This window comes from Nocardioides phosphati, assembly GCF_014646375.1.
GTDB lineage: Bacteria > Actinomycetota > Actinomycetes > Propionibacteriales > Nocardioidaceae > Nocardioides > Nocardioides phosphati.
On sequence record NZ_BMNI01000006.1, the window covers coordinates 101,765 to 114,437 of the forward strand.

Genomic DNA, 12,673 nt, shown 5'->3' on the forward strand with positions numbered 1-12,673 from the left:
CCGGGCGCTCTGCTCAGAGCAGCGCGGCCGCGTCCTCGTCGAGCCACCAGACGGTGGCCTCACGGCCGCGTGGAGCGGCGGCGGGCACCTCGACGGGGTCGACGGTGCCGCCGGCTGGCGCGAGGGCGCTGCGGACCGCCTCGGCCTTGCCGCTGCCGGATGCGACCAGCCAGACGTACGCCGAGCGCGACAGGCGCGCGGGCGTCATCGAGAGCCGCAGCGGCGGGGGCTTGGGGGAGTCGACGACAGCCACCGCGTCGAGCGTGGAGAGGACGTCGTCCTCACGGCCCGGGAAGAGCGAGCAGGTGTGTCCGTCGGGCCCCATGCCGAGCAGCACCACGTCGAAGTCCCCGGCCGGGAAGTCCTGGGCGTAGGTCGCCGCGGCGTCCTGGACCGGCTGCCCCGAGTCGGTGGCAGGCGGGAGGTGGACGAGCTCCTCGTCGGCCCCGAGGGGCTTCAGGAGGTCGCGCACGGCGGCGAGCGAGTTGCGCTCGGAGCTCCACGACTCGACGTACCGCTCGTCGCCCCACCAGAACTCGACCCGCGACCAGTCGACGGCACCGGGGGAGGCAGCCAGCGTGCGGTGCAGCTCTTCGATGATGCTGCCGCCCGCGAGGACGACGCGGGGCACCCGGCCCTCGGCCTGCACGGAGGCCAGGCGCCCGGTGAGTGCTGCGGCGACCCGAGCCACGAGCGCCGCGGCGTCGGCCGAGCGCTCGACCTCGATGCCCATCACTGCACCCGGTGCTGGTGGTAGTAGTCGATGAGCGCCTGCGTCGAGGCGTCCTGCTCGTCCAGCGCCTCCTCGTCGTCGCCGAGGGCGGGGACGATCTGCTGGGCGAGCTGCTTGCCGAGCTCGACGCCCCACTGGTCGAAGCTGTCGATGCCCCAGATGGTGCCCTGCGTGAACGTGATGTGCTCGTAGAGCGCGATCAGCTGGCCGAGCACCGACGGCGTGAGCGCCGGCGCCATGATCGACGTCGTCGGGCGGTTGCCCGGGAAGACGCGGGCGGTGACGATCGGCTCGGGCGTGCCCTCCGCGCGTACCTCCGCCTTGGTCTTGCCGAAGGCGAGCGCCTGGGTCTGCGCGAGGAAGTTCGCCAGGAAGAGCTCGTGCACGTCGGTGTCGCCGTCGGTCAGCGGGTACGCCGGGTTGGCGAAGCCGATGAAGTCCGCCGGCACGATCGAGGTGCCCTGGTGGAGCAGCTGGTAGAAGGCGTGCTGGCCATTGGTGCCGGGCTCGCCCCAGAAGACCTCACCGGTCGCCGAGCTGACGGGGGAGCCGTCCCAGCGGACCGACTTGCCGTTGGACTCCATCGTCAGCTGCTGGAGGTACGCCGGGAAGCGGTGCAGCAGCTGCGCGTAGGGGAGCACGGCGTGCGTGCCGGCGTCGAGGAAGTTGCGGTACCAGACGTTGAGCAGGCCCATCAGCGCCGGGACGTTGCGCTCGATCGGCGTCGTGCGGAAGTGCTCGTCCATCAGGTGCATGCCGCCGAGGAACTCCGCGAACCGGTCGTGACCGATCGCGATCGCCAGCGAGGTGCCGATCGTGGAGTCGACGGAGTAGCGACCGCCCACCCAGTCCCAGAAGCCGAAGGCGTTGGCGGGGTCGATGCCGAACTCCTTGACCTTGTCGAGGGCCGTGGAGACGGCGACGAAGTGACGGGCGACCGCCTCCTCGTCCGTGCCGTGGAACGTGCGCCGGGCCCGCAGGTTGTCGAGCAGCCAGGCACGGCAGAGTCGGGCGTTGGTCAGCGTCTCGAGGGTCGTGAAGGTCTTGCTCGAGACGATGAAGAGCGTCGTCGCCGGGTCGAGGTCGGCGAGCTTGAGCGCAGCGTCGGTCGGGTCGATGTTGCTGATGAACCGGACCTCGAGGTCACCGTGGCGGTACGGCGCGAGCGCCTCGTACGCCATCAGCGGGCCGAGGTCGGAGCCGCCGATGCCGATGTTGACGACGGTGCGGACGCGGCGTCCGGTGACGCCCTTCCACTCGCCGGAGCGGACCTCGGTGGCGAAGGAGTACATGTGCTGCAGCGCCGCGTGGACATCGGTGACGATGTTCTTGCCGTCGACCATCACCGTGGCGTCAGCCGGGGCCCGCAGGGCGGTGTGGAGCACCGCGCGGTTCTCGGTGACGTTGATCCGCTCGCCGCAGAACATCGCGTCGCGGCGCTCGGCCAGGCCGACCTCGTCCGCGAGCTCGAGGAGCGTCGTCGAGATCTCCGGGGTGATCAGCGCCTTCGACAGGTCGACGTGGAGGTCGGCCGCCTCGAAGGTCATCCGGCGGACCCGCTTGTCGTCCTCGGCGAACCACCCGCGGAGGTCGGGCTTGAACCCGTCCGCGTGAGCCCGGAGCTTCGCCCAGGCCGCCGTCTTGCTGGCGTCGACCGGGGACTGGCTCACGACGCGACCGCCGCCAGCTGCGTGGTGACGGTCTCGACGAGCTCGTCCCACGACTTCACGAACTTCTCGACGCCCTCGCGCTCGAGCACGACCAGCACGTCGTCGAAGTCGACGCCCACGGCGGCGAGCTTCTCGAAGACCTCGGTGGCCTCGTCGGTGCGGCCGGTGACGGTGTCACCCGTGACCTCGCCGTGGTCGGCGAAGGCCTGCATGGTCTTCTCCGGCATCGTGTTGACGACACCGCTGACGACGAGCTCGGAGACGTACAGCGTGTCCGGGTACGCCGGGTCCTTGACGCCGGTGGAGGCCCACAGCGGCCGCTGGTGGTTGGCGCCCTCGAGGGCGGCGAACCGCTCACCGGCGAAGACCCCCTGGTACGCGGCGTACGCGGCCCAGGCGTTGGCGAGTGCGGCCTTGCCCTTGAGGGCCTTGGCCTCGTCGGTGCCGATCGCGTCGAGGCGCTTGTCGACCTCGGAGTCGACGCGGGAGACGAAGAAGGAGGCAACCGAGTGGATGGTCGACAGGTCGATGCCCTTGGCGGCGGCCTGCTCGAGGCCGGTGAGGTAGGCGTCCATGACGGCGCGGTAGCGCTCGAGGGAGAAGATCAGGGTCACGTTGACGCTGATGCCCTCGGCGATCGCCGCGGTGATCGCGGGCAGGCCCGGCTCGGTCGCGGGGATCTTGACCATCACGTTGGGGCGGTCGACCGCGGCCCAGAGCTGCTTGGCCTGGGCGATGGTCGCCTCGGTGTCCATCGCGAGGCCGGGCTCGACCTCGATGGAGACGCGGCCGTCGTGCGGGTCGGCGGCGTAGACGGGGGCGAGCACGTCGCAGGCGTTGCGGACGTCCTGCGTGGTGAGCTCGAAGATCGCCTCGGCCGCGCCGAGGCCGCGGGCGGCCTCCTCGCGCAGTTGGGCGTCGTAGCGCTCACCGTCGGAGAGGGCGCCGGCGAAGATCGTCGGGTTGGTGGTGACGCCGACGACGGAGGAGTTCTTGACGAGGTCGGCGAGGTTGCCGGTCTCCAGGCGCTCCCGGGAGAGGTCGTCGAGCCAGATGGATACTCCGGCGGCGGCGAGTGCTTCGAGTCGTTCGGACATGGGTGATCCTTCTCCTCTGTGGGCGGGCGTGAGGGCCCGCGGGTGGCTTGTCAGGCGTTGGCGGCGGCGATGCTGTCCTGCGCCGCCGCGGCGACGGCGTCGGCGGTGATGCCGTACTCCGTGAACATCCGGGTGGCGTCGGCCGAGGCGCCGAAGGTCTCGATCGAGACGATCCGGCCGGCGTCGCCGACCAGCTCGCGCCAGCCCTGCGCGATGCCCGCCTCGACGGAGACGCGGGCCTTGACCGTGGGCGGGATGACCGCGTCGCGGTACGCCTGCTCCTGGGCGTTGAACCACTCGATGCAGGGGAGCGACACGACGCGGGCGTTGATGCCCTTCTCCTTCAGCAGCGAGCGGGCTGCGACGGCCAGCTGCACCTCGGAGCCGGTGCCCATCAGGACCACGTCGGGCTCGCCGCCGTCGGCGTCGATGAGGACGTAGCCGCCCTTGGCGACGTTGTCGGTGGTGTTGAAGCCGTCCTCGCCGCGCGGGAACGTCGGGAGGTTCTGCCGCGAGAGCAGGAGGCCGGCCGGGCGGTCGGTGTTGCGCAGGATCGTCAGCCACGCGGCGGCGGTCTCGTTGGCATCGGCCGGGCGGACGACGTCGAGGTGCGGGATCGCGCGCAGCGCCGCGGCGTGCTCGATCGGCTGGTGGGTCGGGCCGTCCTCGCCGAGGCCCACGGAGTCGTGGGTCCACACGTAGATCGTCGGGGCCTTCATCAGCGCCGCGAGGCGGACCGCGGGGCGCATGTAGTCGGCGAACTGCAGGAACGTGCCGGCGAAGACGCGGGTGCCGCCGTGGAGCGTGATGCCGTTCTGGATGGCGCCCATCGCGTGCTCGCGAATGCCGAAGTGCAGCACGCGGCCGGCGTACGGGTCGGCCTTCCAGTCGTGCGTGGCGTGGGCGGCCGGCAGGAACGACGGCACGCCCTCGATGGTCGTGTTGTTGGAGCCGGCGAGGTCGGCCGAGCCGCCCCACAGCTCCGGCATCAGCGGCGCGATGGCGTTGATGACCTTGCCGGACGCGGCGCGCGTGGCGACGCCCTTGGCGTCGGCGGGGAAGGTCGGCAGCGCCTCGGCCAGGCCCTCGGGCAGGGCCCGGGTCTTCGTGCGCTCGAGGATCGCGAGCTCGGCCGGGTGGGCGGCGGCCCACGCGTCGTACTCGGTCATCCAGGCCTGCTCGGCCTCCTTGCCGCGGGCGACGAGGCTGCGGGTGTGCTCGAGCACCTCCGGGCGGACCTCGAACGTCAGCTCCGGGTCGAAGCCGAGGAGCTCCTTGGTGGCCGCGACCTCGGCGTCGCCGAGCGCGGAGCCGTGCGAGGCCTCGGTGTTCTGCGCGTTGGGGGCGGGCCAGGCGATGATCGTGTTGAGGACGATGATCGACGGCTTCTCGGTCTCGGCCTTCGCGGCCTGGATCGCGGCGTAGAGCCCCTCGACGTCCTCGTGGTAGCCGGCGCCGTCGGCGTGGTTGCCGCCCTTGGTCCAGTCGATGTGCTGCACGTGCCAGCCGTACGCCGCATAGCGGGCCGCGACGTCCTCGGAGAAGGACACGTCGGTGTCACCCTCGATGGAGATGCGGTTGGCGTCGTAGATGACGGTGAGGTTGCCGAGCTGCTGGTGACCGGCGATCGAGGAGGCCTCGGACGAGACGCCCTCCTGCAGGTCACCGTCGGAAGCGATGACGAAGACGTCGTGGTCGAACGGCGAGGGGCCGTCGACGGCGTCGGGGTGGAAGAGGCCCTTCTCGCGGCGCGCGGCCATCGCCATGCCGACCGCGGTCGCGATGCCCTGGCCGAGGGGGCCGGTGGTCGTCTCGACGCCGGCGGTGTGGCCGTACTCCGGGTGGCCGGGGGTCTTGGAGCCCCACGTGCGGAACGCCTTGAGGTCCTCGAGCTCGAGGCCGAAGCCGCCCAGGTAGAGCTGGACGTACTGCGTGAGCGAGGAGTGGCCGCAGGAGAGCACGAACCGGTCGCGGCCGATCCACGCCGGGTCGGCCGGGTTGTGCCGCATGACCTTCTGATAGAGCAGGTACGCCACGGGGGCGAGGCTCATCGCCGTGCCCGGGTGGCCGTTGCCCACCTTCTGCACGGCGTCCATCGCGAGCACGCGTGCGGTGTCCACCGCCTGCCGGTCGAGATCGGTCCAGTCCAGCGGGGTGGCAGCGGAGCTCACGAGGGTCCTCTCCTGAGGGGTGACGTTCGGCACGTTGCCCGGTCGGGGCATCACGTCCGAGCCTAGTCGGTCGTGCCGTTAGACTCGACCCGCATCCCACCCCGCTCACCAGAGGTATCCGTGACCCACGTCGACCAGCCCACCCCGGGCGTGGACCAGCCCCTTCCGGCTGTGACGACGGTCGACGGACCCTCCACGTGGAAGGACGTGGTCGGCGCGTACGTCGGGCTGACCAAGCCCCGCGTCATCGAGCTGCTGCTGCTCACGACCGTGCCGGTGATGTTCTTCGCGGCGCGCGGGATCCCGGATCTCGCGCTCGTCGTGTGGACGGTCATCGGCGGCACGCTGAGCGCCGGCTCCGCCTCGGCGTACAACTGCGTCTACGACCGCGACATCGACGAGCAGATGCGCCGCACGCGGCGCCGGGCCCTGCCGCGCCACATCGTCGGCGCTCGCGGTGCGCTGTTCTTCGCGACCGTGCTCGCGGTGCTCTCGACGGTGATCCTGTGGTTCGGCGTCAACCCGCTCTCGGCCGAGCTGTCGATCGGTGCCAACGCGTTCTACGTCTTCGTCTACACGATGCTGCTCAAGCGCCGCACCACGCAGAACATCGTGTGGGGTGGCATCGCGGGCTGCTTCCCGGCCCTCATCGGCTGGACCGCGGTCACCGGTGAGCTGGCCTGGACGCCGATCGTGCTCTTCCTCGTCGTCTTCTTCTGGACGCCGCCGCACACCTGGGCGCTCGCGCTGCGCTACCGCGAGGACTACGCGAACGTCGACGTGCCGATGCTCCCGGTGGTGAAGCCCGCCGCCGAGGTGGGCCGCCAGATCGTCCTCTACTCCTGGGTGATGGTCGCGACCTCCCTGGCGCTGTGGCCGATCGGCCACCTGGGCTGGTTCTACCCGTCCGCCGCGCTGGTCCTCGGCGTCGTCTTCCTGGTCGAGGCGCACCGGATGGCGGCGCGCGCCAAGGGCACCGAGGAGCTGTCGGTGATCAAGCCGATGCGGCTCTTCCACCACTCCAACCTGTACCTCTCGCTGCTCTTCGTCGCCGTCGCGATCGATCCGCTGATCTCGCGCTGATCACCCGCGCCGCTGAGCCCGCGCCGCTGAGCCCGCGCCGCTGAGCCCAGGCCGCGGTCCGGCGTTCGTCAGGCCTTGCCGACGGCGTAGACGAGCTGGAGGTCGGCGAAGCCCTTGACCTGGAGCTCGCCGCGGGGCTGCAGGTCCCGGTCGCCGCACTCCGCTGCGGCGCCGACGTCGAGCAGGACCTCGCCGGACAGCGCGTGCGAGCAGAGCCGGGCGGCGAGGTTCACCGGCATCCCGATCGCGGTGTACTCCATGCGGGTCTCGGCGGAGATGGCACCCACCGTCACGCGGCCGCTGGCCACGCCCACGCCCAGGCCGAGGGTGTGGTGCCTCGTCTCCCAGCGGCTGACGACCGGCTCGACCGCGGTGAGCAGCTCCCGCGCGAGGCGCAGTCCCGTCGCGGCGTGGTCGGGATCTGCGATCGGGGCGCCGACGAGGATCAGGATGCCGTCGCCGGCGTAGTTGGTGATCGTCCCGCCGTACCTGGCGACGACCGCGCCGGCCGCGTCGTAGTAGTCGGCGAGCAGGTCGACGACGGCCTGCGACGGCACTCCCTCGGAGTACGCCGTGAAGCCGCGCAGGTCGGCGCAGACGACGGTGAGGTCGGCCTGGTGCGGCTTCATCGCCTCCGCCATGCCGCGCGACGCGACGAGCTGGCTCACCTGGGGCGAGAGGAAGCGGCTCAGGAAGACGCTGCGCTGTGCGCGGGCGGTCGCGTACTCGAGCTGGCCGTAGACGCAGAGGGTGATCCAGCAGGCGACGCAGATGCCCGCCACGAGCGGGGGCGCGACCGTTGCCGTGATCACGAAGATCGAGGCGACCATGAAGGCGAACGCCCGCCGCTCCTCGGCGGCATCGAGGCCGCCGAGCGCCAGGCCGCCCCAGCCGGCGGCGTACGGGACGAGGGCGACCAGCCAGAAGCCGGCGAAGAGCCAGAAGCCCGGCGTGGACAGGGCGCCCGGCTCCGCCAGGGAGAGCTCGTAGTCGTTGAGCCGCTGCGCGGGCCAGGCGAGTGACATGGCGGCGTGCACGCCTCCCAGCGCCACCGCCGCCCACGCGCTGGCGCGCACGATGGAGGCCCGGCGTCCCCGGAGCTCGGACGACGCGAGCAGGCTCAGCATGTAGCAGCCCGCCAGGGCCACCGCGGCGGACTCGGTCAGCCCCTGCAGCCGTGCCAGCAGCTGCGGGTGCGTCGGGTCGACCTTGTCCGTGTACGTCGGCATGGTGCCGACGGCCAGGCCCACCAAGCCCGCGAAGAGACCGGCGAGCACGTTGGAACGGGTCCGCTCGATGCCGATGGACATCATGACCGCCATTCCGGCGGCGACCGCGGCGAGCGCGATGGCGGCGTACTGGAACTGCTCGATCGTCATGGCACGACCCCTGACTGCGGCCGGCGTGGCCGTCACCTCAGTGTCGTGCGAAAACGGACATTCAGGAAGCGCCTCTCGCCGGGGGCGTCAGGCGCGGGCGCGCGTGGTGAGCACGACGCGGGCCAGGCCCGCGGCGACGAGGGCTGCGCCGAGCATGTGGAGGCCGACCAGGAGCCCCGGCAGGTCCGTGTAGTACTGGACGTAGCCGAGCACGCCCTGGGCGAGCTCGATGCCGAGCAGCACGGAGGCGAAGAAGGCCAGGGTCCGCTCGTTGCGGCGGGCCGCGAGGACCATCAGTGCCAGGGTGAGCAGCACGAGCGCCCAGACGGCGAAGCCGTGGACGTGCGACGCGGTCGCGGGGTCCAGGCCGTTGCGCGGCGCCTTCTCGTCTCCGGCGTGGGGGCCGGAGCCGGTCACGACGGTGCCGAGCCAGAGCACGACCGCTCCGACGGCGAGGACCGCCCAGGCGAGGGCGCGCGTCGGCGCACCGGCAGCGGGTCGCGTGGGGCCGGCCACCTCGTCGACGAGCCAGACGCAGAGGCCGATCATGCCCATCGAGAGCAGCAGGTGGATCGCGACGATCCAGGGGTTCAGGTCGGTGAGGACGGTGATGCCACCGACGACACCCTGCATGGGGATCCCGATCGCGATCGCCAGCGCCAGCCGGCGTACGACGCCGGGCCGGCGCCACGCGGCCACCACGCAGGCGACCGCGATCGCCACGAGCACGTAGGTGAGCATCCGGTTGCCGAACTCGATCGCCCCGTGGAGGCCGAGGTCCTCGTGATAGACGAGGCGGCCCTTGGTGCAGTTGGGCCAGGTCGGGCAGCCGAGGCCGGACGCGGTCAGGCGCACGGCGCCACCGGTCACGACGATCACGATGTTGGCGACCAGGTTGGCGATCGCGAGCGCCGTGAGGTGCGCGCGGCACCAGGCGAGGAGGGCGGACACGGTCACTCCCACTTGAAGAATCGGCCCGCGAGCAGGGAGCCCGCGATCGCCCAGAACACGAGCACGAACATGCCCAGCGCATCGCACTGGCCGTCGATCAGGCCGGAGCGCATGACGTCGCCGAGCGCACCGGACGGCAGCAGGCGCAGGACGCCGCCGCCCCCGCCGTACGAGCTGTGGGGGAGGACGACGCCGCCTCCCATCATCAGCAGCAGGTAGATCAGGTTGGCGGCAGCGAGCGTTGCCTCGGCGCGCAGGGTGCCGGCCATGAAGAGGCCGAGGGAGGCGAAGGCGAGCGTGCCGAGGAAGGCGCCGGCCACGGCGACGACCACGCCCACGAGGCCGCCGTGGGGGCGCCAGCCGAGCGCGAAGCCGACCGCCGAGATGACGATGGCCTGCAGGGCCATCACGCCGAAGAGCGCGATCACCTTGCCGAGCAGGAGGCCGAAGCGGGGGAGCGGTGAGGCACCGAGGCGCTTGATCAGCCCGTAGCGGCGCTCGAAGCCGGTCGCGATGGCCAGCGACGTGAACGACGTCGACAGCACGCCCAGCGCGAGCACGCCGGGGGTGAGGACGTCGACGACGCGGTGGTCGAACGTCAGGCCGAGCCGCTCGGCGCCGACGACTCCGCCGACGAGCGCCAGCACGGGGATGACCAGGGCGATGAGCAGCTGCTCGCCGTTGCGGAGCAGCAGCTTCGTCTCCATGGCGGCCTGCGCGCGGACCTGCTGCGCGAGCGGCGCGGCGCCGGGTGCTGGGGTGAAGGTCCCCGGGGTGACCGTGCTCATGACTCCAGCTCCCGTCCGGTCAGGTGGAGGAAGACGTCCTCGAGCGTGCGCGAGCCGAAGCTGATCGACTGGACGTCGACTCCGTGGGCGGCGCTCCAGTCGCTGATGGAGGCCCGCAGGGCGTCCGAGGCGGACGGCTCGAGCTCGCGATCGACCACGAGCCGGACCGTTGCGGACGAGCCACGCGTCAGCTCCTCGGGGGAGCCGGAGGCGATCAGCGTGCCGCGGTCGATGATGTGGACCATGTCGGCGAGGCGCTCGGCCTCGTCCAGGTAGTGCGTCGTGAGCACGATCGTCACGCCGTCGGTGCGGAGCTCCTGCAGCAGCTCCCACGTCGTACGCCGGGCGGCGGGGTCCATGCCGGCGGTCGGCTCGTCGACGAAGACCAGCTCGGGGCGGCCGACGACGGCCATCGCCAGGCCGAGCCGCTGCTGCTGCCCGCCGGAGAGTCGTCGGTAGGGGGTCTTGCCGCAGTCGCCGAGGCCGAGGCGCTCGACCAGCATGTCGACGGGCAGGGGGTCGGCGTGGAGCTTCGCGACGTGGCGCAGCATCTCCTCCGCGCGGACGCCGGACCACGCACCGCCGCTCTGGAGCATCACGCCGATGCGGGGGAGCAGCTCGCGCCGCTGGGCGACGGGGTCGAGACCGAGGACGCGCACCCGACCGCCCTGGGGCTTGCGGAAGCCCTCGCAGGTCTCGAGCGTCGTGGTCTTGCCGGCCCCGTTGGGGCCGAGGACGGCGGTGATGGAGCCACGCTCGACCGTGAGCGAGAGTCCGTCGACGGCGACCTTGTCGCCGTACCGCATGACGAGGCCCGCGATCTCGACGGCGGGGGCGGAGGTATCGGGCACGGCGCAAGTGTAGGAACGAAAGTCGGATGCCGTTGTCGGTGGGCGTCGCTAGCGTCGTGATCATGACCACGACACGGGGGGCGGGGCTCGCGATCGAGGCCGATGGCCTCGTCAAGCGCTTCGGCGACAACCTGGCCGTCGACGGCGTGAGCTTCGGGGTGCCGCAGGGCACCGTGCTCGGCCTGCTGGGCCCCAACGGCGCCGGCAAGACCACGACGGTCCGGATGATGACGACACTCACGATGCCCACGGCTGGCACGGCCCGGGTGGCCGGCTTCGACGTGCGGCAGCACCCGGGCGAGGTGCGGGCCCGGCTCGGACTCACGGGGCAGGCGGCGACCGTCGACGAGCTGCTCACCGGGCGTGAGAACCTCCGGATGATCGGCTCGCTCTATGGCCTGCCGCGCGCGGAGGTGAAGCGGCGCAGCGACGAGCTGCTCGAGCGCTTCTCGCTCACCGAGGCCGCGGGCCGGATCGCCAAGGGCTACTCCGGGGGCATGCGCCGCCGGCTCGACCTCGCGGTCAGCCTGATCGCCCACCCGCCGGTGCTCTTCCTCGACGAGCCGACCACCGGCCTCGACCCGCGCAGCCGCGTGGAGCTGTGGGAGGTGCTGCGCGACCTGGTGCGCGAGGGCACGACGCTGCTGCTCACGACGCAGTACCTCGAGGAGGCCGACCACCTCGCCGACGACATCGTCGTGATCGACCGCGGCACGGTCATCGCACAGGGCACGCCGCTCCAGCTCAAGGACGCCGCGGGCAAGGCGTCGATCGTCGTCACCGTCTCCCACGCCGCCGACCTCGACGAGGCCGAGCGCCTGGTCCGCGCCTCGGTCCCCGAGCTCCACGTCGACCCCGCCGCACGCCAGATCACCGCGGCCGCCAACGGGCTGGCCGACATGACCCGCATCGCCGCGCTCTTCGCCGACAGCGCGATCGAGCTCGATGACCTCGGCCTCAAGCGGCCGAGCCTCGACGACGTCTTCCTCCACCTGACCGGCCACCGCGCCGAGGACGAGACCGCCGCGACCGGCCAGCCCGAGGAGGCCCTCGCATGACGCTCGACCAGACCGGCCACCCGGAGGCCCGGCCGTCGCTGGAGCCGGAGGGCGGGCTGCACCGCGGCGGGCTGCTCCGTCAGTCGCTGGTGATCACCCGCCGCAACCTGACCCACATCAAGCGCATGCCCGAGATGCTGCTCGACGTCACCATCCAGCCCGTGATGTTCGTGCTGCTCTTCGCCTACGTCTTCGGCTCCTCGATCCCCACCGACTCACCGTCGGGCTACCGCGAGTGGCTGCTCGGCGGGATCATGGGGCAGACGATCACCTTCTCGTCGTTCATCGTGGCCCTGGGGCTGACCGCCGACCTCGACAAGGGCATCGTCGACCGGATGCGGTCGCTGCCGATCAACCCGGCTGCCGTCCTCGTCGGCCGTTCGATCTCGAGCCTGATCCACTCCAGCATCGGGCTCGTGGTGATGTCGCTGACCGGGCTGGTCGTGGGCTGGCGGATCCGGGGGAGCCTCCTCGACGCGCTGCTGGGCTACCTGCTGCTGATCGCGTGGGGCTTCGCGATGATCTGGGTCGGGATCCTCGTCGGCTCGGCGATGCGGTCGGTCGAGGCGGTCAACGGGCTGATGTTCGCGACGATGTTCCCGATCACCTTCCTGGCCAACACGTTCGCGCCGACGGACAAGATGGAGCCGTGGCTGCGTGCCATCGCCGAGTGGAACCCCATCAGCTCCCTCGTGCAGTCCGTGCGACAGCTGTGGGGCAACGACCCGGACGGCGTGCCGGCCTCCGCGGCGTACCCGCTGCACCACCCGGAGGTCGCGACCTTGATCTGGGTGGTCGTGATCACCCTCGTGATGGCTCCGCTGGCCCTGCGGGCGTTCCGGAAGCGCACGTCGACGTGACTTAGGGGACCCTTCGTTGAGTCGCGCGGGCA

The 12,673-nt window shown here is 71.6% G+C and carries 11 protein-coding genes; 3 read left to right on the forward strand and 8 right to left on the reverse strand.

Annotation, left to right across the window (positions count from 1 at the left end; all coding sequences use genetic code 11):
- Window positions 1-13: 13 nt before the first annotated feature.
- Genes pgl through tkt form a run of 4 tightly spaced genes read right to left on the reverse strand, consistent with a single transcriptional unit; the run spans window position 14 to window position 5,596 of the window.
- Window positions 14-733, reverse strand: a complete 720-nt coding sequence (gene pgl / locus IEX47_RS12635) for a 6-phosphogluconolactonase (RefSeq protein WP_188784362.1) — start codon at window positions 731-733, stop codon at window positions 14-16.
- Window positions 733-2,403 (reverse strand): glucose-6-phosphate isomerase, encoded by a 1,671-nt coding sequence (gene pgi, locus IEX47_RS12640; protein WP_188784363.1) that lies wholly within the window; start codon window positions 2,401-2,403, stop codon window positions 733-735. Before pgi ends, pgl begins: the two co-directional genes overlap by 1 nt.
- A complete protein-coding gene (tal, locus tag IEX47_RS12645; protein ID WP_188784364.1) occupies window positions 2,400-3,500 on the reverse strand; it encodes a transaldolase in 1,101 nt (366 codons plus the stop codon). Before tal ends, pgi begins: the two co-directional genes overlap by 4 nt.
- Before the next feature lie 50 nt (window positions 3,501-3,550).
- Window positions 3,551-5,596 carry a transketolase gene (gene tkt / locus IEX47_RS12650; RefSeq protein WP_229662859.1) on the reverse strand — a complete coding sequence of 682 codons (2,046 nt, stop codon included), beginning with the start codon at window positions 5,594-5,596 and terminating at the stop codon, window positions 3,551-3,553.
- A gap of 195 nt (window positions 5,597-5,791) precedes the next feature.
- Here tkt and IEX47_RS12655 point away from each other — a divergent pair, with 195 nt between their 5' ends.
- Window positions 5,792-6,754, forward strand: coding sequence for a heme o synthase (locus tag IEX47_RS12655; RefSeq protein WP_373289221.1), 963 nt, complete (start codon window positions 5,792-5,794; stop codon window positions 6,752-6,754).
- Between the two features lie 68 nt (window positions 6,755-6,822).
- Here the strand turns inward: IEX47_RS12655 and IEX47_RS12660 are convergent, their stop codons facing one another.
- From IEX47_RS12660 to IEX47_RS12675, 4 genes are all read right to left on the reverse strand, one after another.
- Window positions 6,823-8,133 (reverse strand): adenylate/guanylate cyclase domain-containing protein, encoded by a 1,311-nt coding sequence (locus tag IEX47_RS12660; protein WP_188784366.1) that lies wholly within the window; start codon window positions 8,131-8,133, stop codon window positions 6,823-6,825.
- 87 nt (window positions 8,134-8,220) lie between these two features.
- Complete coding sequence (locus IEX47_RS12665) at window positions 8,221-9,084, reverse strand: COX15/CtaA family protein (RefSeq protein WP_229662845.1); 864 nt, start codon at window positions 9,082-9,084, stop codon at window positions 8,221-8,223.
- 2 nt (window positions 9,085-9,086) lie between these two features.
- The gene (locus IEX47_RS12670) at window positions 9,087-9,872 is read right to left on the reverse strand and encodes an ABC transporter permease (RefSeq protein ID WP_188784367.1); all 786 of its coding nucleotides are present in this window, start codon (window positions 9,870-9,872) and stop codon (window positions 9,087-9,089) included.
- Complete coding sequence (locus IEX47_RS12675; protein ID WP_229662846.1) at window positions 9,869-10,723, reverse strand: ABC transporter ATP-binding protein; 855 nt, start codon at window positions 10,721-10,723, stop codon at window positions 9,869-9,871. Before IEX47_RS12675 ends, IEX47_RS12670 begins: the two co-directional genes overlap by 4 nt.
- A gap of 62 nt (window positions 10,724-10,785) precedes the next feature.
- On the opposite strand from IEX47_RS12675, the gene IEX47_RS12680 reads away from it, so the two are divergent.
- On the forward strand, window positions 10,786-11,781 hold the full coding sequence (locus IEX47_RS12680) for an ATP-binding cassette domain-containing protein (RefSeq protein ID WP_188784368.1): 996 nt from the start codon (window positions 10,786-10,788) through the stop codon (window positions 11,779-11,781).
- A complete protein-coding gene (locus IEX47_RS12685; RefSeq protein ID WP_188784369.1) occupies window positions 11,778-12,641 on the forward strand; it encodes an ABC transporter permease in 864 nt (287 codons plus the stop codon). Before IEX47_RS12680 ends, IEX47_RS12685 begins: the two co-directional genes overlap by 4 nt.
- The last annotated feature ends 32 nt before the right edge of the window (window positions 12,642-12,673 follow it).

Coding starts and splice junctions, on each gene's coding strand:
- pgl (WP_188784362.1), bottom strand. CDS start 733: ATGGGCATCGAGGTCGAGCGCTCGGCCGACGCCGCGGCGCTCGTGGCT.
- tal (WP_188784364.1), bottom strand. CDS start 3,500: ATGTCCGAACGACTCGAAGCACTCGCCGCCGCCGGAGTATCCATCTGG.
- tkt (WP_229662859.1), bottom strand. CDS start 5,596: ATGGACGCCGTGCAGAAGGTGGGCAACGGCCACCCGGGCACGGCGATG.
- IEX47_RS12660 (WP_188784366.1), bottom strand. CDS start 8,133: ATGACGATCGAGCAGTTCCAGTACGCCGCCATCGCGCTCGCCGCGGTC.
- IEX47_RS12670 (WP_188784367.1), bottom strand. CDS start 9,872: ATGAGCACGGTCACCCCGGGGACCTTCACCCCAGCACCCGGCGCCGCG.
- IEX47_RS12680 (WP_188784368.1), top strand. CDS start 10,786: ATGACCACGACACGGGGGGCGGGGCTCGCGATCGAGGCCGATGGCCTC.
- IEX47_RS12685 (WP_188784369.1), top strand. CDS start 11,778: ATGACGCTCGACCAGACCGGCCACCCGGAGGCCCGGCCGTCGCTGGAG.